Here is a 23,400-nt window from a genome sequence, read left to right on the forward strand (position 1 = left end):
CCCCAGCAACACCATCAATCGCAGGAGTGAATCCGCTGCGCCACACCCGGGGCCGCCGCCCCGATAGCCAGCCAAATCTTTTCTCGATCTGGTCCGGAGTCCAGGACCGCCGCAGGCGGCCGGCGAAGCCGGCGCCCGCAGGGCGTCCTTGACGCCGGTCCAGATCGAGAAGACCCTCAAAGAACGGGTCGGCGGCCCACACCAGCCCCGAAGAAACGGTCACGAAACAGATGGTCTCGACAAGCTCGACCACCGAGAATGCCGAGTCGGCGCATCTTGACCGGCTCGCTGGCTTCGCTTCGCGAGACACCGGTCAAGATCCGCCGACTCGGCAGGGTTACGTCTTGACCGGCTCGCTCGCTTCGCTTCGCGAGACACCGGTCAAGATCCGCCGACTCGGCAGGGTTACGTCTTGACCGGCCCGCTCGCTTCGCTTCGCGAGACACCGGTCAAGATGCGCCGACTCGACAGGGTTGCGCGTCGCTGCGGCTCGACCACTCAGCCGAAGTCGATGAGCCGCCCGTCCTCGTGCATGACGCATCCTCGCCCGATCCAAGCGACCGCGTGCTCCTTGTCCCCGACGGCGATGTGGGAGTAGCTCGGCGGGACCCAGACGAGGTCGTAGTCGACATCGCCGAGGGCTTGCTCGGTGGCGCGGACGACGTCGTCGGAGGGGTCGAGAGTGCGTACGGCCTGCTCGACGGAGTCGAAGTATCTTCGGCCGGCTTCGGAGAGCTCCTTGGCGCACCATGCGCACGTGCCCAGCGACTCGATCTGCGCGGGGGTGGCCCTGATCGGGGCGTCGAGGCCGAGGAGCTGGGGGCAGGCCCGGACGTGCAGGAGACGACCCGTCGCGTGCGCCACGAAAAGGGTCTCGGGGGTCTCGGAGGGCATCCACGGAGACTAGGGGAGAGGGGCTATGCCCCGGGAGGTACCCAGACGAAGTCAGGACGTTCGGCCCCCGTGATCGGTGTGGTCCAGGTCACGTACGATCCGAGGTATGGCGCATTACCAACAGCGCGGGCAGATTCCACCCAAGCGGCACACCCAGCACCGCGACGGCGACGGGAATCTCTACTACGAGGAGCTCATGGGCGAGGAGGGGTTCTCCTCGGACTCCTCCCTGCTCTACCACCGCCACATCCCCTCGGCGGTGAAGGACGCACGCATCTGGGAGCTGCCCGACCACGGCACGACCCCCAACCACCCCCTGCGCCCGATGCACCTCGGGCTGCACGACCTCTTCCCCGGTGAGGAGTGGAAGAGCACCGACGCGGTGACCGGTCGCCGCCTGGTGCTCGGCAACGGCGACGTACGTCTCCACTATGCGGTGGCGGGGGAGGTCTCGCCGCTCTATCGCAACGCGATCGGCGACGAGTGCGTCTACGTCGAGTCGGGGACCGGCGTCGTCGAGACCGTCTTCGGCGACCTGGAGGTCGGGGAGGGCGACTACGTGGTGATCCCGCGCGCCACCACCCACCGCTGGGCGCCGAACGGCGACGAGCCGCTGCGGGTCTACGCGATCGAGGCCAACTCCCACATCGCCCCGCCGAAGCGCTACCTCTCCCGGTTCGGTCAGTTCCTCGAGCATGCCCCCTACTGCGAGCGGGATCTGCGGCTCCCGACCGACCCGCAGGTGATCGCCGGGGAGGATGCCGAGGTCTACATCAAGCATCGCGGCCCGGGTGCCGGCGGCATCGCCGGCTCGGTCCACGTCGTCCCGCACCACCCCTTCGACGTCGTCGGCTGGGACGGCTGTCTCTACCCCTACGTCTTCAACGTCGCCGACTACATGCCGATCACCGGCAAGGTCCACCAGCCGCCGCCCGTCCACCAGGTCTTCGAGGGCAACAACTTCGTGATCTGCAACTTCGTGCCCCGCAAGGTGGACTACCACGAGCTCGCGGTGCCGGTGCCCTACTACCACTCCAACGTCGACTCCGACGAGGTCATGTTCTACGTCGGTGGCGACTACGAGGCCCGCAAGGGCTCCGGGATCGGCATCGGCTCGATCACCCTCCACCCCGGCGGCCACGCCCACGGACCCCAGCCCGGCGCGATGGAGCGCAGCCTGGGCGTGGAGTACTTCGACGAGCTCGCGGTCATGGTCGACACCTTCCGCCCGCTCGAGGTCGGCGAGGCCGGGGCCGCGGTCGACGACGGCAAGTACGCCTGGACCTGGGCCGGAGGCCGCCAGTGACCTGGCTGGACATCAAGGACAGTCAGTTCGGCCTCGAGGCGCTCCCGTACGCCACCTTCCGCACCGCCGCGGACCCGGCGCCGCGGCTCGGCGCGCGGATCGGTGACCTCGTGCTCGACGTCGCCGCGGTCACGCGCGTCGGTGCCGGCGGGCTCGATGCCCTGCTCGCCGCCGGGCCGGCGGTCTGGCGGGACGTACGCGCCGAGATCACCCGGCTGCTCAGCGACCCCGCGAGCGAGCAGCAGGTACGTCCGCACCTGGTGCCCATCGAGGAGGCCGAGCTGCTGCTGCCGTTCACGGTGGCCGACTACGTCGACTTCTACGCCTCCGAGCACCACGCGTCCAACGTCGGGAGGATGTTCCGCCCCGACTCCGAGCCGCTGACGCCCAACTGGAAGCACCTGCCGATCGGCTACCACGGCCGCTCCGGCACGGTGGTCGTCTCCGGCACCGAGGTCGTCCGGCCGACCGGGCTGCGCAAGACCCCCGACGGGATCCTCGACGGCCCCTCGATCCGCCTCGACATCGAGGCCGAGATGGGGTTCGTCGTCGGTGTCGGCTCCGACCAGGGCACCCCGGTCCCGCTCGCCGAGGCCGCCGACCACATCTTCGGGATCACGCTCCTCAACGACTGGTCCGCGCGCGACATCCAGGCCTGGGAGTACGTCCCGCTGGGCCCGTTCCTCGGCAAGTCGTTCGCCACCTCGATCTCGCCGTGGGTCCTCCCGCTCGCGGCGCTCGAGGCGGCCCGGGTGGCGCCACCGGAACGAGACGTCCCGCTGACCGGCTACCTGGACGACTCCACGCTGGAGCCCTGGGCCCTCGACCTCGCCCTCGAGGTGCGGCTCAACGGGACGCTGGTCGCCGAGCCGCCGTACGCCACGATGTACTGGACCGCCCCGCAGATGCTCGCGCACATGACCGCCAACGGCGCCTCGCTGCGCGTCGGCGACCTGTTCGCCAGCGGCACCATCAGCGGCCCCGAGCCGGGCCAGCGCGGATCGCTGCTCGAGCTCAGCTGGTCCGGGGCCGAGCCCTTCAAGCTGGACGACGGGTCGGTGCGTACGTTCCTGGAGGACGGCGACGAGGTCACCATCAGCGCCACCGCACCCGCGCCGGGCGGCGGCCGGATCGCTCTCGGCGAGGTCACCGGCCGGATCCTGCCCGCGAAGGAGCGAGCGTGACGACGGTCTACGAGTTCACGCCCCGCTACCTCGAGGTCGACATGCAGGGGGTCATGTTCAACGGCTGGTACCTCACCTACGTCGACGAGGCGATGACCCACTTCATCGACACCCGTGGCGTGCCGTACACCCGGTGGCAGGAGCTGGGCGTCGACGTCCAGCTCGCCCACGCCGACCTGGACTGGAAGGCCGGCATCGGCTTCGGCGACCACGTCCAGGTGCCGGTGCGCACCACCCGGATCGGCACCAAGAGCTTCACGCTCGAGTTCGAGTTCCGCCGCGGCGAGGAGGTCGCCTGCGCGGTGTCGGTCGTCTACGTGGTCGTCGCCGCCGACGGCTCGGGGTCGACCGGCATCCCGCCGGAGATCGCTGCCGCGATCGAATAGTGCCGCAAGAACGGTCAAGCAGACCCGGGGCAGCGGGTGTGAGACTCGTCGTGTGCTCGAGACAGACGAAGAGATCACCGACCTGCAACGCCTCCTGGACGCCTCGATCGGCCGCGCGAGCGGCCACCTGACCAGCATCGTCGACGGCGAACAGCGCCTGAACGCCCGTCAGCTCGTCGCCGAGCTGACCGGCATGAAGGTGCTGGTGCTGGCCACCGTGACCGCCCGCGGTGAGCCGCGGACGAGCTGCGTCGACGGCCACTTCCGCCACGGTCGCTGGCTGTTCGGGACCGCTCCCACCGCCATCAAGGCCAAGCACATGCTCGCCCGGCCGGCGGTCAGCGCGACCTTCGTCGACGGCGAGCGCATCGGGGTCTTCACCCACGGCACCGCGCACGTGGTCTCCGAGGGACCGGAGTTCGAGGACCACAACGCCTACTTCACCGAGTTCTACGGCTCCGACCCGCAGACCTGGGACGGGCCGGGCGTCGTCTACGCCACCATCGAGCCGAGCTGGATGGTCGCCTACGCGGCCGACGCGGCATCGTTTCCCGATCACGAAGGAAGCAGCCGAACGGACGCAGACTGAGGCTAGTGACAGAAAAGGGTGAGTGGGTGGGGACTTTTCTGACAGCGGCGAGGCGGAGCGTGGTGGGTGTCCGATCCACGACACCCACCAAGGAGACCATCATGAAGCTCACTCGAATCGCCGCCGCCGCTCCGCTCGCCGCCGCTCTGATCGCCGGGGGTGCCCTGGCGAGCTCGGCCTCGGCCGCGACCGCCGAGGGCGGCTGGGAGTACACCGGCCGCGACTTCTACTGGCAGGACGACTGTGCGGCCGCCGGCCAGCAGATGTGGTACGCCGGGCAGATCGAGAAGTGGCGCTGCGACGGCTCCGAGTCGCCGTTCGACGACTACTCGCTGTTCGTCGTCTGGGCCTGAGTGCTTTTACGGCCGAGTCGGCGCATCTGCCCCCTCTCGCTCGCTTCGCTTCGCGAGGGACGGGGGCAGATCCGCCGACTCGGCACCACTAATTTGCTGTCAGCTCCCTCTTGATCTCGGTCTTGAGCACCTTGCCGACCTTCGAGCGCGGCAGGTCCGGCCAGACCTCGATCTGCTTGGGGGTCTTGACCGCGCCGATCCGCTCCTTGACGTACGCCTTGAGCTCGGCGACGTCGACCTCGGCGCCGGGCCGGGGGAGGACGACGGCGGTGACGCGCTCGCCCCACTTCTCGTCGGGGAGACCGACCACGGCGCAGTCGGCGACGGCCGGGTGGGTCATCAGCGCCTGCTCGACCTCGGTGGAGTAGACGTTGAAGCCGCCGGTGATCACCATGTCCTTGGCGCGGTCGACGATGTGCAGGAAACCCTCCTCGTCGAGGAAGCCGATGTCGCCGGTGTGGTGCCAGCCGTGGGCGCTCGCCTCAGCGGTGGCCTCGGGGTTGTCGAGGTAGCCGCGCATGACCAGGGAGCTGCGGACGACGATCTCGCCGCGCTCCCCGGAGCCGAGCAGCTCGCCGCGCTCGCCCATGATCGACACGGTCACCAGCGGTGCCGGACGGCCGGCCGAGGAGAGCCGCTCGGTGGCGACGGTGCCGTCCCCGTGGAAGTGGTCGGTGGGCGACATGGTCGCGATCATCATCGGCGCCTCGGTCTGCCCGAACAGCTGCGCCATCACCGGTCCGATCCGGGTCAGCGCCTCCTCGAGCCGCGTCGCCGACATCGGCGCCGCGCCGTACCAGAAGCAGCGCAGCGACCTCAGGTCGGTCGACCGGAGCGCCGGGTGGTCCAGCACCAGGTAGATCAGCGTCGGCGGCAGGAACGTGTGGGTGACCTGGTGCCGCTCGATGTGCTCGAGGAACGCACCCACGTCCGGCGTACGCATCACCACGATCGTGCCGCCCAGGCACAGCACCGGGAAGCAGAGCACCCCGGCCGCATGCGTGAGGGGTGCGAGCGCGAGGTAGGTCGGCCGGGCCGGAGCACCGGGCCAGGGGTAGGCCATCAGCGTGATCGCCGACATCGTCTCCAGGTTGGTGCCGGTGAGCATGACGCCCTTGGGCCGCCCCGTCGTCCCGCCGGTGCCGACGACCATCGCGAGATCGTCCTCGACCTCGACCGGCTCGAACCCGTCGGGAGAGCCGAGGAAGTCCTCCCAGCCGATCGCCCACTCGAACGAGCCGTCCAGGCAGACCAGGGTCGTCAGCTCCGGCAGGTCGCCACGGATCTGGTCGACCAGGCCGGCGAAGGCCGACTGGAAGATCAGCGCCGAGCAGCCGAAGAGCTCGAGGAGCTCCCGGTTCTCCGCCGCCTCGCTGCGCGGGTTGATCGGGCACCAGACGCCCGCGGCGCGGCTGATCCCGAAGACGGAGGCGAAGGCGACCGGGTCGTTGGCCGAGAGGATGGCGACCTTCGCCCCGGGGGCGACGCCGCGGGCCCGCAGGCCCGCGGCGACGCGCACCGAGAGATCGACGACCTCGGCGTACGACCAGGTCTCCTCGCCGCAGACGAGACAGGGCGCGTCGCCTCCGAGCGAGGCACCCTTGTCCAGATAGTCGACGAGTCGCATCCGGCCGTCCTCAGCCGCGCTGCCGGGTCACGACCGGCTCCGAGACCAGCCCGAAGGCCTGGAGCTGGCCGAGGAGCTCGCGGTGGCCGAACGCCTGGCAGCCCGAGGCGAAGCCCACCCGGCGAGGCGGCTGCTGCAGCAGCGAGTAGGCGACGTACGCCTGCAGCAGCCCGGTCTGCTTGTAGTTCTGGTTGCCGTGGATCACGCAGTGCGCGCGCCCCAGCGGGCCGGAGGCGTGCACCGAGTCGAGCGACTTGTTCAGTCGCGGGTTCTCGCGCGGCGGCATCTGGTTCATCACCTGGGCAGCCGTGGCCGTCAGCGCCTCGTCGCGCTGCTCGGCGTCCATGTCCTTGGTCGCCTCCAGCGCACCCGCGACGATCTGCGGCACACCGTTCATCAGCGCGGCGTTGAAGACACCGCCCTGCGCCTTGCAGGTGGCCACCTTCGGGTCGCGGCGGTACCAGACCGGGTGCGAGGTGCCGCCCCACGGCAGCGAGAGCGCCAGCTCGTGCTGGCCGGGGACCACGAGCGGGACCAGCCCGGCGTTGGGGTCGAACTCGACGTACGCGTTCTGCTCGAGGTAGTGCGCCTTCGAGGTCGCCGCGTTGACCAGGATCGTGCGGGTCGAGGCGATCGTGGGGGAGCCACCCCAGAAGACCGCGATGTCGAGGGTGTCGAGGCCGGGCTGCTCGAGGCAGATCTCGGCCGCGATCTCGCCGGTGGTGTACATCTGCGCGATCCCCGGCGCGAGCAGCAGCCCTTGTGCCGCGTAGTCGGCGCCGTACTTCTCGTCGCAGGTGATCAGCCAGTCCTGCTCACCGGTGGTGTCGGTGTAGTGGACCCCGGCGGCCAGCGCGGCCTCGACGACCTCGGGACCGAACGAGGAGAACGGGCCGACGGTGTTGAGCACGACCCGGGCGCCGGTGAGCAGCTCGGTGAGCGCCTCGACGGAGTGCTCGACCTCGGCGATCTCGTAGTCGGCGGTCTCGATGCCGGGGACGTTGGCGGCCATCGAGGCGACCAGCTTGTCCTTGGAGCGGCCGGCGGCCACGAACGGCACCCCGAGCTCGCGCAGGTATTCGCAGACCAGCCGGCCGGTGTAGCCGGAGGCGCCGTAGACGACGACAGGCTTGTTCTCGCTCATGCTCACATCCCCATTCCACCGTCGACCGGGAGGCCGACGCCGTTGATGAACCTCGCCTGGTCGGAGGCGAGGAAGACGACCGCGTCGGCCATGTCCTCGACCGTGCCGAGGCGTCCCGACGGGGTCAGCTCGACGACCCCGCCGACGGCGGCCTCCGGAGACTCGAACAGGCCGAGCTGGGCGACGTCGTTGGCCAGGCCGGCGCCCATCTCGGTCGGGACCAGTCCGGGATAGACGCAGTTGACGCGTACGCCGTAGCCGAGCTTGCCGCTCTCCATCGCCGCCACCCGGGTGAGCCGGTCGACGGCGCTCTTGGTGGCCGAGTAGACCGAGATGCCGGGGAAGGCGATGGTGGCCGCGACCGAGGCGACGTTGACGATGACGCCGCCGTTGCCGGCGGCGCCGTCGGGCCGCATCGTGCGCAGCCCGTGCTTGAGGCCGAGGGCGGTGCCGAGCACGTTGACCTCGAGCATCTTCCGTACGTCGTCCGGGTCGAGCTCGGTGACCAGGCTGGTGATCTCGACCCCGGCGTTGTTGACCAGGATGTCGAGCCCGCCCAGAGCGTCGACCGCGGCGGCGGTGGCCGCCTCCCAGGAGGCGTCGTCGGTGACGTCGAGGTGCACGAAGGCGCCGCCCACGGACTCGGCGACCTTGGCGCCCTGGTCGTCCTTCACGTCGGCGACGGCCACCGTGGCGCCGGCCGCCGCGAGCGCCCGGGCCATGCCCTCGCCCAATCCCTGGGCACCGCCGGTGACGAGTGCTCTACGTCCACTCAGATCGGTCATCTGTGACTCCTTCGTCGCTCTGATGTCGCTGTGATGTCGCTGTGATCCGGCTCACAGACAATCGCGAATCTTGACGACTGTCAAGATTTCTCTTGACGATTGACCAGAAAATGGTCCGGAGGGCATCGGACGAGGCCCGGGAGGGGGTATCGTTGCCGCCCATGACCCAGGTCGCCGCCCCGAAGGCGTCTCGCCGCACCCCCGCCGACAAGCACGACGAACGCCGCAAGGCCCTCGCCGAGTCGGCGCTGCGTACGTTGGGGGAGCTCGGCTACGCGCGCGCCAGCCTGCGTGAGATCGCCAACAACTCCGAGTTCAGCCACGGCGTCGTGCACTACTACTTCCACGACAAGCTCGAGCTGATCGTCTACTGCGTGCGCTACTACAAGCAGACCTGCGTCCACCGCTACGACGGTGTCGTCGCCGAGGCGACCTCTCCGGACGACCTCGTCGCCCGCTTCGGCGCCAAGCTCGTCGAGACGATCATCGAGGAGGCGCCGATGCACCGGCTCTGGTACGACCTGCGCTCGCAGTCCATGTTCGAGGAGAGCCTGCGCGAGGCGGTCACCCAGATCGACCAGAGCCTGGAGGACATGATCGCCCGGGTCGTGGACCGCTACGCCACCCTCTCCGGCGCCGAGGCGGCGATCGCCGCGCCGGTGGCGTACGGGATGTTCGACGGCATCTTCCAGCAGGCCCTGCTGGGTCACCTCAACGGGCGCGAGAGCGCCCTGGAGGATCTGCGCGACCAGGTGGTCGGGCTGATGCCGATGCTGCTCGCGCCGAAGGCGTAGCGGTCACCCCCGACGGTCAGCGGCGCACCGCGCGGCCGGGATAGACGGTGGGGTCCAGGGCACCGTCGCGCACGACGAACGTGCCCTCGACGAGGAGATGGACGACGCCGGCGGAGGGTCGCGTCGGGTCGAGGTACGTCGCCCGGTCGGTGACCTCGTCGGCCGAGAGCACGACGAGGTCGGCGTCGGCGCCCGGGGCGAGGTAGCCCTTGGTGCGCATGGCCGGCGTGAACGGGGCCAGGACCTGGGCCGGCAGATAGGCGCAGCGCCGGAAGGCCTCCGGCCAGGTCCAGGCGCCGCTCTCGCGCACCATGCGGCGCAGCGAACGGGCGTAGGTGCCGGCGGTGCGTGGATGGGTGTGGCCGCCCGGTGGCAGCGGCCACTCGCGCGTGTCGCCGACGCCGCCGGGCCATTCCACCCGCATGGCGTCGCTGGCCACGATCGCGTCCGGGAAGGCCAGCGCACGCTGCAGCATCGCGTTGTCGGTGGGGGAGTCCTCGTCGAGGAAGTGGACCACGCAGACAGCGCCGGGGTCGGTGGCCCGCAGCTCGGCCAGGCGCGCGAGCGAGCCGATCCGCTCGCCGGTGGTCACCATCGTGATCGAGGACGGCACCAGCCCCCAGGCGCCGAGCCGCTCGGGGTCGAGGAAGAAGGCGCCGATCGCGGTGGAGCCCGCGCCGTAGGGATAGGCCTCGACGCTCACCTCGGACCCGGCCGACCGGGAGTCGCCCAGAAGGCCGAGGACACGGTCGACGTGCCGGCGGGAGGTGCTGTTGACGTGGCAGTGGTGCATCCGCGCACCCGTCTCCGCGGCCGCCCGGGTGATCTCCTCCGAGCCGTCGACCGGCGTGGTGGGGTCGGCCTCGACGATCTCGCGCACATGGGTGAAGGTCGCGGTGCCGGTGCGGGCGGCGAGCCGGGCGACGTCGAGGAACTCGGCGGGGTCGGAGCGCGGGGCGTACCCCATCAGCACGCCGATCCCCAGCGCGCCGGCGGCCAGCTCGGACTCGAGCAGCTCGAGCCACGCGTGCCGCTCCGCGGCCGAGGACGTACGCTGCCAGGCAGGGTCGCCGAGCATCGCCAAGGAGGCCTCCAGGTCGGCCTTCGGCGTGATCCCCAGGTGCGCGACGGCTCGCGCGTCGCCCCACGAGGCCGAGAAGCCGTAGTGGAGCACCCGGCCCTCGGCCGCGGCCCGCTCGTAGGCGAGGTCGAGAGGGAGCAGCCCGGACTCCAGGTCGAGGGTGGTGGTGACCCCGTCCATCGCCTGCAGCCGCTGCCCGGCGATCGAGTGGACGTGGCTGTGCAGGTCGACGAACCCCGGACCGATGACGAGCCCGGTCACGTCGACCACCTCGGCCGCAGGATCCTCGGGCACGCTCCCGACAGCCACCACGGACCCGCCGGAGACGGCCACGTCGGCCAGCTGCTCGGTCCCGGAACGGGGGTCGACGACGAGGCCACCACGGAGAATCAGCACCCCGCCATCCAACCGCCGCCGGCGGTGCGAGCCATGGTGCGATCGGACAACAGCAGGGGCCGTTGACTGTCCGATGGGACGAGCACGGGCGCCGTGCCCACTCCCTACGTTGTCAGCATGTCCCTCGACACCAGCCCCGATGCCGCCCAATTCCTGCAGCAGGGCTTCGCCGACCTCGTCGCCGAGCACGGTGTGCCCGGCGCCTCGGTCGCCGTGCTCACCGGCGGCCGGGTGATCACCGCGGCGGCGGGAGTGACCAGCCTGGCGACCGGGGTCGAGGTCGACACCGAGACGGTCTTCCAGATCGGCTCGATCACCAAGATCTGGACGACGACGCTGGTGATGCAGCTGGTCGACGAGGAGCTCCTCGACCTCGACCGGCCGGTCCGCGACTACCTGCCCGAGCTCGTCATCGGCGACCAGGCGGCGGGCGAGGTGATCACCACCCGCCAGCTGCTGTGCCACACCTCCGGCTTCGAGGGAGACATCTTCACCGACACCGGACGGGGTGAGGACGCCATCGAGCGCTACGTCGCGACCCTGACCGACCTGCCACAGCTGTTCGCGCCCGGCGAGACCTTCTCCTACAACAACACCGGCTTCGTCGTGCTCGGCCGCCTGGTCGAGGTGCTGCGCGGCGCCCCGTTCGACCAGGTCCTCCTCGACCGGATCGCCCGACCGCTCGGCCTCACCAGCGTCTCACCGAGCCCCTACGAGGCGATCCTGCGCCGGGCCGCCACCGGCCACGTCCCCGGGGCGGACGGCACCCCCGAGCCGGCCTCGGAGTGGGCGCTGGCCCGTTCGAACGCCCCGGCCGGATCGATGCTCGCGATGACCGCGACGGACCTGATCGGGTTCGCGCGGATGCACCTGGACGCCGGCACCGCCCCGGACGGCACCCGGCTGCTCTCCGCCGCGGCCGTCGAGGCGATGCGGGAGCGTCAGGTCGAGCTGCCGGTGCTGGCCGGCATGGGCGACGCCTGGGGCCTGGGCTGGGAGCTGGTCGACACCGACCAGGGCACGCTCGTCGCCCACGACGGCGGCACCATCGGGCAGGCCGCGTTCCTCCGGGTCGTCCCGGAGCAGGGGCTGGCCGTCGCGCTGCTCACCAACGGAGGCGAGGTCTTCGGGCTCTTCAACGCGGTCGTGGCGCGCCTGCTCGAGGAGCTCGGCGGCGTACGCCTTCCCGAGCGCCCTACACCGCCGGCCGAACCGGCCGCGGTCGAGGTCGGCCGGTTCGTCGGCCGCTACGCGGACACGATCTACGACATCGAGGTCACCGACGACGGCGCCGGTGGGCTCGTCCTGGACCGCACCCCCAAGGACGTCATCGCCGAGATCGGTGAGCAGCCGATGCGGTTCTCGCTCGTCCACCTGGAGGGCGACTCGTTCATCGCCGCCGAGCCGGTCCGTGGCATCCATGTCGTCTTCGCCTTCATCGGTGAGGTGGAGGGCAAGGCGAAGTACGTGCACTACGGCCGCGTCGTCGCGCGCGCCGACTGACCATCCCCCCGAGAACAGAAGAGGTCGCCCCATGAACCCGCCCCGCTCCCGGCCAGCCCTGCTGGCACTGACCCTGTCCCTGGCCGCGGCCGGCCTCGCCGCCTGCGGCTCCGGCTCCGGCTCCAGTTCCGACTCCGGATCGGGCGAGACCGAGGCGTACGCCGAGGGCAAGACGTTCACGATGGCCCTGTCCTCCGACCCCGGTGCCCTCGACCCGCAGGCCGGCGTGACCAGCACGCTGTTCCAGCTGAGCCGGTTCGCCTACGACTCGCTGGTCGACGTGGACGCGAAGGGTGAGATCGGCCCGCAGCTCGCCGAGAAGTGGAGCGTGGAGGGAACGACCGTCACCTTCGACATCAAGGAGGGCGTGACCTGTGCCGACGGCTCGGCGTTCACCGCCCAGACCGTCGTCGACAACATCAGCTATGTCGAGGACCCGAAGAACAAGAGCCCGTTCCTCGGTGTGTTCATCCCCGCCGGCGCCACCGCCGAGGCGTCCGGACAGACCGTCACGGTCACCCTCGCCGCGCCTTCACCGTTCGTGCTCGCCTCCTTCGCCAACCTCCCGATGGTGTGCGACAGCGGACTGAAGGACCGGGCGAGCCTGAAGGCGGGGACCGCGGGCACCGGACCGTACGTGCTCACCGAGGCCGTTCCCGGCGACCACTACACCTACGAGGTCCGCACGGACTACACCTGGGGTCCCGACGGCGCCGCCACCACGGCGAAGGGCACGCCGGACGAGGTCGTGGCCAAGGTCGTCGCGAACCAGACCACCGCCGCCAACCAGGTGCTCTCCGGGGTGCTCAACGCCGCCGCGATCAGCGGCCAGGACGCGACCCGGCTGGACGCGGCGAAGGTGACCCGGGTCGACGCGCAGGCGGTGGTCGGCGAGCAGTGGTACAACCACGCCGAGGGTCATCCCACCGCCGATCCCGCGGTGCGGGCGGCGCTGACCCAGGCGCTCGACCTGGCCGAGCTGCAGAAGGTGATCACCGCCGGGAAGGGCGGGCCGGCAACGCAGCTCGCGGTCGTCGCCCCGGCGGGCTGCACCGGCTCCTCGGTCGAGGGCAACCTGGCCGACGACGACGCGGCCGCCGCCGAGAAGGCGCTCGAGGAGGCGGGCTGGACCGCCAGCGGCGACGGGGTCCGCGCCAAGGACGGCAAGCCGCTCGCGGTCAGCTTCGTCTACGACTCCTCGCTCGGCGCGGCCGGGACCGCCGCGGCCGAGCTGGCCGTCGCCGCCTGGAAGGAGGTGGGCATCGACGCCACCGCTAAGTCGCTGGACCAGACCGCGATCCAGACCGCCATGTTCGGCACCGGTGACTGGGACGTCGCCTGGGAGCCGGTCAACATCAACACCCCCGACCAGATCGTCCCGTTCCTCTCCGGGCCGGCGCCGGCCGAGGGTGGCAACAACTTCGCCGGCATCGCCAACGCCGACTACGAGGCGGCGGTGGAGAAGGCGATGGGCAAGAACGGTGCGGAGGGCTGCGCGGACTGGCTCGCCGCGGAGGCGAGCCTGTTTCAGGCCAACGACGTGGTGCCCTTCGCCAACAACCTGCTGCCCTTCTTCTCCCGAGGCGCCGAGCTCGAGGTCGTCGGCAACGTGGTCCCGACCAGCATCCGGATGCTGGGCTGAAGGCACTCACGATGACGACAGCACCGGCGGCCTCACGCCGCCCGCCCGGCCTCCTGACCGGAGCCGGCCTCGGTCGTGGCCTCGGCCGTGGGGCCGGCGGTCGATGGACCCGCTTCGCGCTGCGCCGTGGCGGCCGGCTGCTGGTGTCGCTGCTCGTGCTGGTCACCGCCGCGTTCCTGATGATCCATCTGGTGCCCGGTGACCCGGTGCGGGCCGCACTCGGGATGACGGCTCCGACCGAGCTCGTCGAGGCGCGGCGGCACGAGCTCGGGCTCGACGACCCGCTGCTGACGCAGTATCTGCACTACCTCGGCGGCCTGCTCCGCGGTGACCTCGGTGAGTCGATCCAGACCCAGCTGCCGGTCGGGGAGACCATCGGCCAGCGGCTCGGCGCCACCGTCTCGCTCGGGCTGCTCGCCTTCGCGCTGGCCCTCCTGGTCGCCGTCCCGCTGGGTGTCGCCGTCGCGGTCGCGACCCGGCGCGGGCGCCGGCAGCGTACGTCGCTGGGGTTCGCCTCCACGAGCGTCGTGATCGGCTCCATCCCCGACTTCCTGCTCGGTGTGGTGCTGGTCGCCGTCTTCGCCGTCGGGCTCGGTTGGCTCCCGGTCGCGGGCCGGGAGGACGGGGTGGCGTCCTACGTCCTGCCGGTGCTCGCTCTCGCGATCGGCCCGGCGGCGATGCTCGCCCGGATCGTACGCATCGAGATGGTCTCCGTACTGGAGTCCGACTTCGTCCGCACGGCGCGGGCCAAACGGCTCCCGGCCCGACGGATCCACCTCGTGCACGCGCTCCCGAACGCCCTCACCGCGACGCTGACCCTCGGCGGGATGCTGCTGGCCTCGATGGTCGCCGGCACGGTGCTGGTCGAGAACGTCTTCGCCTGGCCCGGGCTGGGCAGCACGATCGTGCAGTCCATCGTCACCAAGGACTACCCGGTCGTGCAGGGCACGGTGCTCGTCTACGGGGTGATCGTGCTCCTGGTCAACACGCTCGTCGACGTCGCGCTCGCCGTTCTCGACCCCCGCTCGACGATCGGGGAGGCGTGATGCGGTCACTGCGTACGCCGACGGGTGCGGTCGGGGCGGGCCTGCTCGCGCTCGTGCTGGTCCTCGCCGTCCTGGCGCCGCCCCTGCTCGGCGACCGCGCGGCCGCCGTCGACACCGATCAGCTGCTCGCCGGGCCCTCGGCGGAGCACTGGTTCGGCACCGACAACCTGGGCCGCGACCTGTTCCTGCGGGTGCTGGTCGCCACCAGGCTCTCGGTCGCCCTGGCGCTGGTCGCGACCGTGATCGCCGTCCTCGCCGGGCTGGTGCTCGGCGCGCTGCCCTGGCTGCTCGGGCCGCGGCTCGGGCGGCCGGTGACCGCCCTGGTCAACATCCTGGTCGCCTTTCCCGGTCTGCTTCTGGTCCTCACCCTGGCCACCGTCTTCGGCGTCGGCGCCCGCGGGGCGGTGCTGGCGATCGGGTTCGCCGGCGCACCCGCGTTCGCCCGGCTCTGCCACACGCTGGTCGCGGGCGTGGCCTCCCGCGACTACGTCGCCGCGGCGCGGATCGCGGGGATCGGCAGGATCCGGATCCTGCTCCGGCACGTGCTGCCCAACATCGCCGAGCCGCTCGTCGTCAATGCGACCATCGGCGCCGGCGGCGCCCTTCTCGCCTTCGCCGGGCTCTCGTTCCTCGGCCTGGGCGTGCAGGCGCCCGCCTACGACTGGGGCAGGCTCATGCAGGACGGCCTGGCCGGGATCTACGTCCACCCGTTCGCCGCCCTCGCACCGGGGATCGCGGTCGTGATCGCCGGCCTGGCCTTCAACCTCACCGGCGAGACGGTCGCCGGGGCTCTCGGGGTGACGCCCGTCGTGGGCCCGCGGGCCTGGTCGGTGCCGGCCCGGACGGTGTCCGCGAGGCCGCGTCCCCCTGCCGACGACACCGTGCTCGACGTCCGTGACCTGACCGTCTCCTTCCCCGCTCCGTCGGCACCGGTGACACCCGTACGCGGCGTCTCTTTCCTGCTACGCGCGGGCGAGGCCGTCGGGATCGTGGGTGAGTCGGGGTCGGGCAAGTCGCTGACCGCGCTCGCGATCGCACAGCTCGTCGAGGAGCCGGGACAGGTCGCCGGCGAGGTCACCTTCTGCGGCACCGACCTCGGTCACGGCCGCCACGACGAGCTGCTCGGCACCTCGCTCGCGGTGGTCTTCCAGGACCCGATGACCTCCCTCAACCCCACCATGCGGGTCGGCCCACAGCTCGCCGAGGTGAGCCGGTTCCACCAGGGCCTCGGCCGGCGGGACGCACTCCTGCGGGCCGTCGACCGGCTCCGCGCGGTGCACCTGCGCGACCCGGAGCGGGCAGCGCACGCGTACCCGTTCGAGCTCTCCGGCGGCATGCGCCAGCGTGCCATGATCGCGATGGGCCTGATGGGCACCCCGCGGCTGGTCATCGCCGACGAGCCCACGACCGCCCTCGACGTCACCGTCCAGAAGCAGGTCCTCGGCCTCCTGGAGGACGTACGTCGCGAGCACGGCACCGCCGTCCTGCTGATCTCCCACGACGTCTCCGTCATCGGTGAGCTCTGCGACCGGGTGCTGGTCATGTACGCCGGCCGGATCGTCGAGGAGATCGCCGCCGCAGACCTCCACGACCGTGCCCGGCACCCCTACACCCGGGCCCTGGTCGCCGCGGTCCCGTCGATGACGACGTCCCTGCACGAGCCGCTGGCCACCATCCCCGGCCAGCCGGTCGACCCCGCCGCGCTGCCGCCCGGATGCGCGTACGCCGACAGGTGCCCGCTCGCCACCGACCGGTGCCGCAGCGAGGACCCGAAGCTCCTCGACGGGGTCGCGTGCTGGCGCGCGGGCGAGCCGTTTCCGATCGAGCTGGAGAGGGAGGCGAGCGCATGAGCCGGCTGCTGTTCGACGGGGTCAGCGTGCGGTTCGGGCGCACGCAGGTGCTCCACGAGGTGAGCCTGGAGGTTCCCGACGGCACGATCGTCGGGCTGGTGGGGGAGTCGGGGTCGGGCAAGTCGACCCTGGCCAAGGCGGCCGTGGGGCTGGTGCCGGTCAGCGCCGGGCGCATCCTGGTCGACGGGGTCCCGCCCCGACGGCGTACCCGGGGCTCCGGGGTGCAGATGGTCTTCCAAGACCCCTACTCCTCCCTCGACCCGCGGATGAGCGTCGGCGAGAGCATCGCCGAGACGCTGCCCGGGCGGCAGTCCAGGGCCGAGCGGGCGAGCCGCGTCGCCGGTCTCCTCGAGATGGTCCATCTCGACCCCGGCTGTGCCGGTCGGCGTCCGGGCGGCCTCTCCGGTGGCCAGCGGCAGCGGGTCGCCCTGGCCCGGGCGCTCGCCGGTGAGCCGACGGTGCTCGTCGCCGACGAGATCACCTCGGCGCTCGACGCCTCGGTCCAGGGGGCCGTACTCAATCTCGTCCGGGAGATGCAGCGCGAGCTCGGCCTCTCGATGCTCTTCATCTCCCACAACCTCGCGGTCGTGCGCTACGTGGCCGACACGGTCGCGGTCATGAGCGAGGGCCGTGTCGTCGAGCACGGACCGGCCGCCGACGTCCTGCAGAACCCGGCCCACGACTACACCCGCACACTTCTCGCCGCCATTCCTGGTGGCACCCCGCACACCCTCACGAAGGAGTCCCGATGACCATCGACACCGCCCACTGGGAGACCAGGCTCGCCGAGCTGACCGCGAAGCACGGCGTCCCCGGCGCGCAGCTCGGCATCCTCCGCCTCGGCCGCGACGGAGCCGAGGACGAGCTGTTCACCACGGCCACGGGGGTCCTCCACCTCGGCACCGGCCAGCCCGCCACCACCGACTCGGTCTGGCAGATCGGCTCGATCTCCAAGGTCTGGACCGCGACCGTGGTGATGCAGCTGGTCGACGAGGGCAGCTTCGGCCTCGACACCCCGGTCAAGGAGATCCTCGAGGATCTCGACCTGCGCGATCCTGGGGTCACCGAGAAGGTCACGATCCGTCACCTGCTCACCCACACCAGCGGCATCGACGGCGATGTCTTCACCGACACCGGGCGCGGTGACGACGTGCTGGAGAAGTACGTCTCCCGCCTCGGCGAGGCCGCCCAGAACCACCCGTTGGGCGCCACCTGGTCCTACTGCAACTCCGGCTACGTGCTGCTCGGCCGCGTCATCGAGGCGGTCACCGGTCAGACCTGGGACCAGGCGATGAAGGAGCGGCTCTTCACCCCGCTCGGCCTCACCCACACCGGCACGCTGCCGGAGGAGGCGATGGTGTTCGCGCACGCCATGGGCCACCTCGGCGGCGGTGACGACCTCACCGTCGCGCCGGTCTGGGGACTGCCGCGCTCGTGCGGACCGGCCGGTCTGATCACCGCGACCGCCACCGATGTGCTCTCCTTCGCCCGGATGCACCTGAGCGGCGGGCTGGCCGCCGACGGCACCCGCGTCCTCTCCGCCGACTCGGTGGCGGCGATGGCCGACTTCCAGGTCGAGTGCCCGGAGAAGGACCTGCTCGGCGACTCCTGGGGCCTGGGCTGGTTCCGCTGCGACTGGCACGGCACCCGTGCGATCGGCCACGACGGCAACACCATCGGTCAGGCCGCCTTCCTCCGCCTCGTGCCGGAGGCCGGCCTCGCGGTCTCGCTCAACACCAACGTCGCCAGCGCGATCCCGCTCTACCAGGACCTGTTCGAGGAGATCTTCGCCGAGCTCGCCGACATCCGCCTCCCGGACCGTTTCGAGGTGCCCGCCGACGCGCCCGCGGTCGACATCACGCCGTACCTCGGCGAGTACTCGCGCGAGTCGGTGCTGGAGGAGGTCCTCGTCCTCGACGGCCGGCCGGTGCTGCGTACCACCGTCTCCGGGCCCGTGGCCGAGCTCGAGGGGGCATCCGAGCCGGAGGTCCACGACCTGGTGCCGGTCGCCGAGGCGCTCTTCGCGGTCAAGCCCGACAAGTCCGAGGCGTACTTCCCCGTGCGCTTCTACACGTTGCCGACGGGTGAGGAGTACCTCCACTTCGGTGCCCGTGCGACCCCGAAGAAGGCCTGAATGAGTCGACCTCAGCTCGATCTCCACCGGCTCCTGGCCGACATCCGGGAGCTGGTCGAGACCGAGTCACCATCCGCCGACCTGGACGCCGTCGCGCGCTCCGCGGAGGTGGTGGCGCGCCTCGGCACCGCCCACCTCGGTGTCGCCCCGGAGCGGCTGGTCGTCGACGGGGTCACCCACCTGCGCTGGCGCCTCGGGCAGGGTCCGTACGTCCTGCTGCTCGGTCACCACGACACGGTCTGGCCGCACGGCACCCTGGAGCGGATCCCGTACGCCGTCACGGACGGCGTCCTGCGCGGCCCGGGCTGCTTCGACATGCTCGCCGGGCTGGTCATGGCCCTCCACGCGGTCGCCGCGCTGCCGTCGGCCGACGGCGTCTGTCTCCTGGTCACCGGTGACGAGGAGCTCGGCTCGCCGTCCTCGCGCGCGCTGATCGAGACCGAGGCCCGCGCGGCGTCGGCCGTGCTCGTGCTCGAGGCCTCCGCGGACGGCGGCGCCCTCAAGACGGCCCGCAAGGGCACCTCGTTGTACGAGATCGAGATCACCGGTCGCGCCGCCCACGCCGGGCTGGAGCCGGAGAAGGGGGTCAACGCGACCCTCGAGCTGGCTCATCAGGTGCCGGCGGTGGCCGCGCTCGGCGACGCGGCGGCCGGGACCACGGTGACGCCGACGGCGGCATCCTCGGGCGCGACGGTCAACACGGTGCCGGCGACGGCCCGGTTCGCGGTCGACGTACGCGCCTGGAGCAGTGCCGAGCAGGAGCGGGTCGACGCCGCGATCCTGGCCCTGGAGCCGGTGCTCGACGGTGCCAAGCTGGTCGTGCACGGTGGGATCAACCGGCCTCCGCTGGAGCCGGCGCTCTCGGAGACGCTGTTCGCGCGGGCCGCCTCGGTCGCCTCACGGCTGGGCCTGCCGGTGCCGGAGCGCGCCGCGGTCGGCGGCGCCTCCGACGGCAACTTCACCGCCGGCGTCGGCACCCCGACCCTCGACGGGCTCGGCGCGGTCGGTGGCGGTGCCCACGCCGAGGACGAGCACGTCCTGGTCGACCGCCTGCTGGACCGGACCGTGCTGCTGCACGGGCTGCTCGAGGACCTGAGGGGCCGTCGGTGAACGAGGCATGGGGGGCGTACGAACGGGCCGCCGCGGCCGCCCGGATCACGGTGCGTGAGCTGGACGGGATGGCCGAGCTGCAGCGCGCCGAGCAGGTGCTGGGCGGGATCTGGGGCGTGCCCGACGACCCCCCGCTCGGCTCCGAGGTGATGCGCGCGATGCGCAAGGCCGAGGGGTATGTCGTGGGGGCGTTCGACGGGCCGGACGGCGGCGAGATGGTCGGTGTCTGCGTCGGGTTCCACTCCGTGCCCGCGGCGCGGACGATGCACAGCCACATCGCCGGTGTCGTCTCCTCGATGGCCGGCCGCCATGCCGGCTTCGCGCTCAAGCTGCACCAGCGGGCGTGGTGCCTGGCGCACGGGATCACGCTGATGGAGTGGACCTACGACCCGCTCGTGGCCCGCAACGCCTACTTCAACCTGGCCAAGCTCGGAGCCCGGGTCGCGGAGTACCTCCCCGACTTCTACGGCGCGATGGGCGACGGCATCAACGACGCCGAGGACGCCAGCGACCGCATCCTGGTGCACTGGGACCTGGCCTCACCACAGGTCGCCGCCGCGTGCGCCGGCCGGCCGGTCCGGGTGGCCGAGACGGTCGAGGTCGGAGACGTGGCCGGCGGTTCCTGGGTCGAGGTGCCACGAGACATCGAGGCGCTGCGGATCTCGGACGCCTCCTCGGCCCGGGAGTGGCGTACGAAGGTCCGCGAGCAGCTGCTGCACGGTCTGGAGTCGGGCCGCGTGGTCGGCTTCGACCGGGAGCGGGGCTACCTGCTGGCAGACACGACCGAGAGGGAAGGAACCAGATGAGGCTCGAAGGCATGGAGCTGCGCCGGGTGTCGATGCCGCTGGTGTCGCCGTTCCGGACGTCCTTCGGCACCCAGACCGAGCGCGACATCCTGCTGCTGCGCGCGGTGACCTCGCAGAGCGAGGGGTGGGGTGAGTGCGTCGCGATGGCCGACCCGCTCTACTCCTCGGAGTACGTCGAGGCGACCGCCGACGTGCTCCGCCGCTTCCTGCTCCCCGCCCTGGCGGCAGCACCGGAGGAGCTGGAGCGGCACGGGGCGTACGCGATCGGGAAGCTGCTGCACCCGTTCAAGGGACATCGGATGGCGAAGGCCGCGCTGGAGATGGCCGTGCTCGACGCGGAGCTGCGCGCGGCCGGACGATCCTGGGCGCGAGAGCTGGGTGCGGTGCACGACCGGGTGCCGAGCGGTGTCTCGGTCGGCATCTTCGACTCGGTCCCGCAGCTGCTCGAGGTGGTCGGCGGCTACCTGGACGCGGGCTATGTCCGGATCAAGCTCAAGATCGAGCCGGGCTGGGACCTCGAGCCGGTGGCCGCGGTCCGGGAGCGGTTCGGCGACATCCCGCTCCAGGTGGACGCCAACACGGCCTACACGCTGCGCGACGCCCGCCACCTGGCCGGGCTCGACCCGTTCGACCTGCTGCTCATCGAGCAGCCGCTGGAGGAGGAGGACGTGCTCGGCCACGCCGCGCTCGCCCGGCAGATCCGCACCCCGGTCTGCCTCGACGAGTCGATCGTCTCCGCCCAGACGGCGGCCGCGGCGATCAGCCTCGGCGCCTGCTCCATCATCAACATCAAGCCCGGCCGGGTCGGCGGCTACCTGGAGGCCGTACGCATCCACGACCTCGCCGCCGCGCACGGCCTCGCGGTCTGGTGCGGCGGCATGGTCGAGACCGGTCTGGGCCGCGCCGCCAACGCCGCGCTCGGTGCGCTGCCCGGGTTCACGCTGCCCGGCGACATCTCCGCCTCCGACCGGTTCTACCGCACCGACATCACCGAGCCGCTCACCATCGAGGACGGCTACATGAGCGTCCCGGCCGGGCCGGGCCTCGGCGTGGCTCCGGTCCCGGACGTCCTGGACGCGTTCACGACAACGAGTGAGTGGGTGCCACTAGGCTCCCGGGCATGAGCCAGCGTCCGCGCGCGAGTCTGGGCCGCGTCCTCGACGACCTCGGCGACTCGCTGCTGGAGCTGCTGGCCGGCGACCCGGCCCACGAGGGCGAGATCGGGGGAGTGGTCATCCACGACCCCGACGACGAGCCGGTCCATCCCGCCGGGGCGCTGGTCCTGGCGGTCGGCGTGCCGGCGGGTGAGCTGCCCGGTCTCGTCCGCGAGGTGGGCCGGCGCGGGGCCGTCGGTCTGATCGTACGCGCGCCCGTCGTGCCGACCACGGCCCTGGACGCCGCGATCGAGGAGGCCGGGATCGCCCTGCTCGGGCTGCGTCGCGGGGCGACGTGGGCGCAGCTGACCGCGCTGCTGCGCTCGCTGCTGGCCGAGGGTGACATCGGTCCGGCCGAGGCCGAGACGCTCGGCGGGCTGCCCTCGGGCGACCTGTTCGCGGTCGCCAACGCGATCGGTGCGCTGCTGGACGCGCCGGTGACGATCGAGGACCGCAGCTCTCGCGTGCTCGCCTTCTCCGGCCGCCAGGACGAGGCCGACCCGTCGCGGGTCGAGACCGTCATCGGCCGTCAGGTGCCCGAGCGCTACGCCCGGATGCTCACCGACCTCGGCGTCTTCCGCGAGCTCTACCGCGAGCAGCGGCCCGTCGTGGTCGACCCCGCCCGGCTCGACGAGGACCGGATCAGCAAGCAACGGGTCGCGATCGCGGTGCGTGCCGGCGACGAGATCCTCGGCTCGATCTGGGCCGCCATGGACGGCGAGGTGACCCCCGAGCGCAGCGCCGCGATGCGCGACGCCGCCAGCCTGGTCGCGCTCCACATGCTGCGCGTGCGGGCCGGTGCCGACGTGCAGCGCCGGCTGCGTACGGACCTGGTGAGCTCGGTGCTCGAGGGCGGTGCGGGGGCGCGGGACGCGCTGGGCCGGCTCGGGCTCGCCGGTCGCGCGGTCGTGGTGCTCGCGCTGGCGCTGCGGCACGAGCCGTCGACGGAGCACGAGCACGAACCCGGTCCCGACGGCGCCAGCAGCCTCGTGCGCGCTGCCGATGCGCTCGCGGTGCACCTCTCGGCCGCCGTGCCGGCCTCGGCCGTGGCGGCCGTCGGTGGGATCGCGTACGCCCTGGTCCCGCTGCCCGGCGAGGGAGTCGAGCCCGAGGAGCGCGCCGCCCGGCTCGCCCGGGACTTCTGCGAGCGCCTCGGCGCCCGGCTGCCGGTCGTCGTCGGCATCGGCGGTGTCGGCGTCGACATCAGCGGCATCGTCGCCTCGCGCGAGGCTGCCAACCGGGCGCTGCGCGTGCTCCGTGACGGAGTCGCGCCGGGCACGGCCTCGCGCTCGGTGGCGCGGCTCTCCGAGGTCTACACCCAGTCGCTTCTCCTCGAGCTCCGCGACCTCGCCGCCGCCCGTGGCGAGCGCCCGGTCGGGCCGATCGCGCGGCTGATCGAGTACGACGAGCGCAACGAGTCCGGCCTCGCCGAGACCCTGGACGCGTGGCTGGACGCCAACGGCGAGGTGCGCAGCGCTGCCGCCGCCCTCTTCATCCACCCCAACACGCTGCGCTATCGGCTGCGCCGCCTCGAGCAGGTCAGCGGCCTGGACCTCTCCGATCCCGAGCAGCGCTTCGCGGCGATGCTGCAGCTGCGGATCCTGGCACCGCGCTGA

Annotated in this window: 21 protein-coding genes; 16 read left to right on the top strand and 5 right to left on the bottom strand. The window is 71.8% G+C overall.

The genetic code is table 11. The features are described from left to right. Positions 1–498 precede the first annotated feature (498 nt). A complete protein-coding gene (locus ACZ6WN_RS17330) occupies positions 499–894 on the bottom strand; it encodes a hypothetical protein (RefSeq protein WP_465866234.1) in 396 nt (131 codons plus the stop codon). Between the two features lie 106 nt (positions 895–1,000). On the opposite strand from ACZ6WN_RS17330, the gene ACZ6WN_RS17335 reads away from it, so the two are divergent. From ACZ6WN_RS17335 to ACZ6WN_RS17355, 5 genes are all read left to right on the top strand, one after another. Further along, on the top strand, positions 1,001–2,200 hold the full coding sequence (locus ACZ6WN_RS17335) for a cupin domain-containing protein (RefSeq protein ID WP_465866235.1): 1,200 nt from the start codon (positions 1,001–1,003) through the stop codon (positions 2,198–2,200). Next, a complete protein-coding gene (gene fahA, locus ACZ6WN_RS17340; protein ID WP_465866237.1) occupies positions 2,197–3,384 on the top strand; it encodes a fumarylacetoacetase in 1,188 nt (395 codons plus the stop codon). The genes ACZ6WN_RS17335 and fahA overlap by 4 nt, the downstream gene beginning before the upstream one ends. Then, entirely contained in the window at positions 3,381–3,770 is a 390-nt protein-coding gene (locus ACZ6WN_RS17345) for an acyl-CoA thioesterase (RefSeq protein ID WP_465866239.1), read from the top strand. Before fahA ends, ACZ6WN_RS17345 begins: the two co-directional genes overlap by 4 nt. A gap of 52 nt (positions 3,771–3,822) precedes the next feature. After that, the gene (locus ACZ6WN_RS17350) at positions 3,823–4,359 is read left to right on the top strand and encodes a pyridoxamine 5'-phosphate oxidase family protein (protein ID WP_465866241.1); all 537 of its coding nucleotides are present in this window, start codon (positions 3,823–3,825) and stop codon (positions 4,357–4,359) included. A 101-nt stretch (positions 4,360–4,460) separates the two neighbouring features. Beyond that, complete coding sequence (locus ACZ6WN_RS17355; protein ID WP_465866242.1) at positions 4,461–4,712, top strand: hypothetical protein; 252 nt, start codon at positions 4,461–4,463, stop codon at positions 4,710–4,712. Positions 4,713–4,800: 88 nt separating this feature from the next. On the opposite strand, the gene ACZ6WN_RS17360 is transcribed toward ACZ6WN_RS17355, so the two are convergent. Genes ACZ6WN_RS17360 through ACZ6WN_RS17370 form a run of 3 tightly spaced genes read right to left on the bottom strand, consistent with a single transcriptional unit; the run spans position 4,801 to position 8,268 of the window. Then, positions 4,801–6,339: an acyl-CoA synthetase gene (locus ACZ6WN_RS17360; RefSeq protein WP_465866243.1), complete on the bottom strand. Its 1,539-nt coding sequence runs from the start codon at positions 6,337–6,339 to the stop codon at positions 4,801–4,803. A gap of 10 nt (positions 6,340–6,349) precedes the next feature. Further along, positions 6,350–7,483 carry a DUF5938 domain-containing protein gene (locus ACZ6WN_RS17365; RefSeq protein WP_465866245.1) on the bottom strand — a complete coding sequence of 378 codons (1,134 nt, stop codon included), beginning with the start codon at positions 7,481–7,483 and terminating at the stop codon, positions 6,350–6,352. Positions 7,484–7,485: 2 nt separating this feature from the next. After that, entirely contained in the window at positions 7,486–8,268 is a 783-nt protein-coding gene (locus ACZ6WN_RS17370) for an SDR family NAD(P)-dependent oxidoreductase (protein ID WP_465866247.1), read from the bottom strand. 161 nt (positions 8,269–8,429) lie between these two features. Between ACZ6WN_RS17370 and ACZ6WN_RS17375 the strand changes: the two genes are divergently transcribed. Continuing rightward, positions 8,430–9,062, top strand: coding sequence for a TetR/AcrR family transcriptional regulator (locus ACZ6WN_RS17375; RefSeq protein ID WP_465866249.1), 633 nt, complete (start codon positions 8,430–8,432; stop codon positions 9,060–9,062). Between the two features lie 16 nt (positions 9,063–9,078). Here ACZ6WN_RS17375 and ACZ6WN_RS17380 read toward each other — a convergent pair whose 3' ends face one another. Beyond that, positions 9,079–10,539 carry an amidohydrolase family protein gene (locus tag ACZ6WN_RS17380; protein WP_465866250.1) on the bottom strand — a complete coding sequence of 487 codons (1,461 nt, stop codon included), beginning with the start codon at positions 10,537–10,539 and terminating at the stop codon, positions 9,079–9,081. Positions 10,540–10,656: 117 nt separating this feature from the next. Here ACZ6WN_RS17380 and ACZ6WN_RS17385 point away from each other — a divergent pair, with 117 nt between their 5' ends. The 10 genes from ACZ6WN_RS17385 to ACZ6WN_RS17430 are packed head-to-tail and all read left to right on the top strand — an operon-like array spanning position 10,657 to position 23,400. Further along, the gene (locus tag ACZ6WN_RS17385; protein WP_465866251.1) at positions 10,657–12,042 is read left to right on the top strand and encodes a serine hydrolase domain-containing protein; all 1,386 of its coding nucleotides are present in this window, start codon (positions 10,657–10,659) and stop codon (positions 12,040–12,042) included. Between the two features lie 31 nt (positions 12,043–12,073). Continuing rightward, a complete protein-coding gene (locus tag ACZ6WN_RS17390; RefSeq protein ID WP_465866253.1) occupies positions 12,074–13,684 on the top strand; it encodes an ABC transporter substrate-binding protein in 1,611 nt (536 codons plus the stop codon). An 11-nt stretch (positions 13,685–13,695) separates the two neighbouring features. After that, a complete protein-coding gene (locus ACZ6WN_RS17395; RefSeq protein WP_465866255.1) occupies positions 13,696–14,730 on the top strand; it encodes an ABC transporter permease in 1,035 nt (344 codons plus the stop codon). Then, complete coding sequence (locus ACZ6WN_RS17400) at positions 14,730–16,580, top strand: dipeptide/oligopeptide/nickel ABC transporter permease/ATP-binding protein (RefSeq protein WP_465866256.1); 1,851 nt, start codon at positions 14,730–14,732, stop codon at positions 16,578–16,580. The genes ACZ6WN_RS17395 and ACZ6WN_RS17400 overlap by 1 nt, the downstream gene beginning before the upstream one ends. Continuing rightward, a complete protein-coding gene (locus ACZ6WN_RS17405; RefSeq protein WP_465866257.1) occupies positions 16,577–17,332 on the top strand; it encodes an ABC transporter ATP-binding protein in 756 nt (251 codons plus the stop codon). Before ACZ6WN_RS17400 ends, ACZ6WN_RS17405 begins: the two co-directional genes overlap by 4 nt. Next, the gene (locus ACZ6WN_RS17410) at positions 17,329–18,714 is read left to right on the top strand and encodes a serine hydrolase domain-containing protein (RefSeq protein ID WP_465866259.1); all 1,386 of its coding nucleotides are present in this window, start codon (positions 17,329–17,331) and stop codon (positions 18,712–18,714) included. The genes ACZ6WN_RS17405 and ACZ6WN_RS17410 overlap by 4 nt, the downstream gene beginning before the upstream one ends. Then, a complete protein-coding gene (locus tag ACZ6WN_RS17415) occupies positions 18,715–19,824 on the top strand; it encodes a M20 family metallopeptidase (protein ID WP_465866261.1) in 1,110 nt (369 codons plus the stop codon). Continuing rightward, positions 19,821–20,630 carry a GNAT family N-acetyltransferase gene (locus tag ACZ6WN_RS17420; protein ID WP_465866262.1) on the top strand — a complete coding sequence of 270 codons (810 nt, stop codon included), beginning with the start codon at positions 19,821–19,823 and terminating at the stop codon, positions 20,628–20,630. The genes ACZ6WN_RS17415 and ACZ6WN_RS17420 overlap by 4 nt, the downstream gene beginning before the upstream one ends. Further along, on the top strand, positions 20,627–21,754 hold the full coding sequence (gene menC / locus ACZ6WN_RS17425) for an o-succinylbenzoate synthase (RefSeq protein ID WP_465866264.1): 1,128 nt from the start codon (positions 20,627–20,629) through the stop codon (positions 21,752–21,754). The genes ACZ6WN_RS17420 and menC overlap by 4 nt, the downstream gene beginning before the upstream one ends. Next, entirely contained in the window at positions 21,751–23,400 is a 1,650-nt protein-coding gene (locus tag ACZ6WN_RS17430; RefSeq protein ID WP_465866266.1) for a PucR family transcriptional regulator, read from the top strand. Before menC ends, ACZ6WN_RS17430 begins: the two co-directional genes overlap by 4 nt.

This window comes from Nocardioides sp. NPDC054178, from assembly GCF_055585005.1.

Excerpts from the sequence above, each read along its gene's own strand:
- ACZ6WN_RS17330 (WP_465866234.1), bottom strand. The coding sequence starts at position 894 with ATGCCCTCCGAGACCCCCGAGACCCTTTTCGTGGCGCACGCGACGGGT.
- ACZ6WN_RS17335 (WP_465866235.1), top strand. The coding sequence starts at position 1,001 with ATGGCGCATTACCAACAGCGCGGGCAGATTCCACCCAAGCGGCACACC.
- ACZ6WN_RS17355 (WP_465866242.1), top strand. The coding sequence starts at position 4,461 with ATGAAGCTCACTCGAATCGCCGCCGCCGCTCCGCTCGCCGCCGCTCTG.
- ACZ6WN_RS17360 (WP_465866243.1), bottom strand. The coding sequence starts at position 6,339 with ATGCGACTCGTCGACTATCTGGACAAGGGTGCCTCGCTCGGAGGCGAC.
- ACZ6WN_RS17365 (WP_465866245.1), bottom strand. The coding sequence starts at position 7,483 with ATGAGCGAGAACAAGCCTGTCGTCGTCTACGGCGCCTCCGGCTACACC.
- ACZ6WN_RS17370 (WP_465866247.1), bottom strand. The coding sequence starts at position 8,268 with ATGACCGATCTGAGTGGACGTAGAGCACTCGTCACCGGCGGTGCCCAG.
- ACZ6WN_RS17375 (WP_465866249.1), top strand. The coding sequence starts at position 8,430 with ATGACCCAGGTCGCCGCCCCGAAGGCGTCTCGCCGCACCCCCGCCGAC.
- ACZ6WN_RS17385 (WP_465866251.1), top strand. The coding sequence starts at position 10,657 with ATGTCCCTCGACACCAGCCCCGATGCCGCCCAATTCCTGCAGCAGGGC.
- ACZ6WN_RS17390 (WP_465866253.1), top strand. The coding sequence starts at position 12,074 with ATGAACCCGCCCCGCTCCCGGCCAGCCCTGCTGGCACTGACCCTGTCC.
- ACZ6WN_RS17395 (WP_465866255.1), top strand. The coding sequence starts at position 13,696 with ATGACGACAGCACCGGCGGCCTCACGCCGCCCGCCCGGCCTCCTGACC.
- ACZ6WN_RS17400 (WP_465866256.1), top strand. The coding sequence starts at position 14,730 with ATGCGGTCACTGCGTACGCCGACGGGTGCGGTCGGGGCGGGCCTGCTC.
- ACZ6WN_RS17405 (WP_465866257.1), top strand. The coding sequence starts at position 16,577 with ATGAGCCGGCTGCTGTTCGACGGGGTCAGCGTGCGGTTCGGGCGCACG.
- ACZ6WN_RS17410 (WP_465866259.1), top strand. The coding sequence starts at position 17,329 with ATGACCATCGACACCGCCCACTGGGAGACCAGGCTCGCCGAGCTGACC.
- ACZ6WN_RS17415 (WP_465866261.1), top strand. The coding sequence starts at position 18,715 with ATGAGTCGACCTCAGCTCGATCTCCACCGGCTCCTGGCCGACATCCGG.
- menC (WP_465866264.1), top strand. The coding sequence starts at position 20,627 with ATGAGGCTCGAAGGCATGGAGCTGCGCCGGGTGTCGATGCCGCTGGTG.
- ACZ6WN_RS17430 (WP_465866266.1), top strand. The coding sequence starts at position 21,751 with ATGAGCCAGCGTCCGCGCGCGAGTCTGGGCCGCGTCCTCGACGACCTC.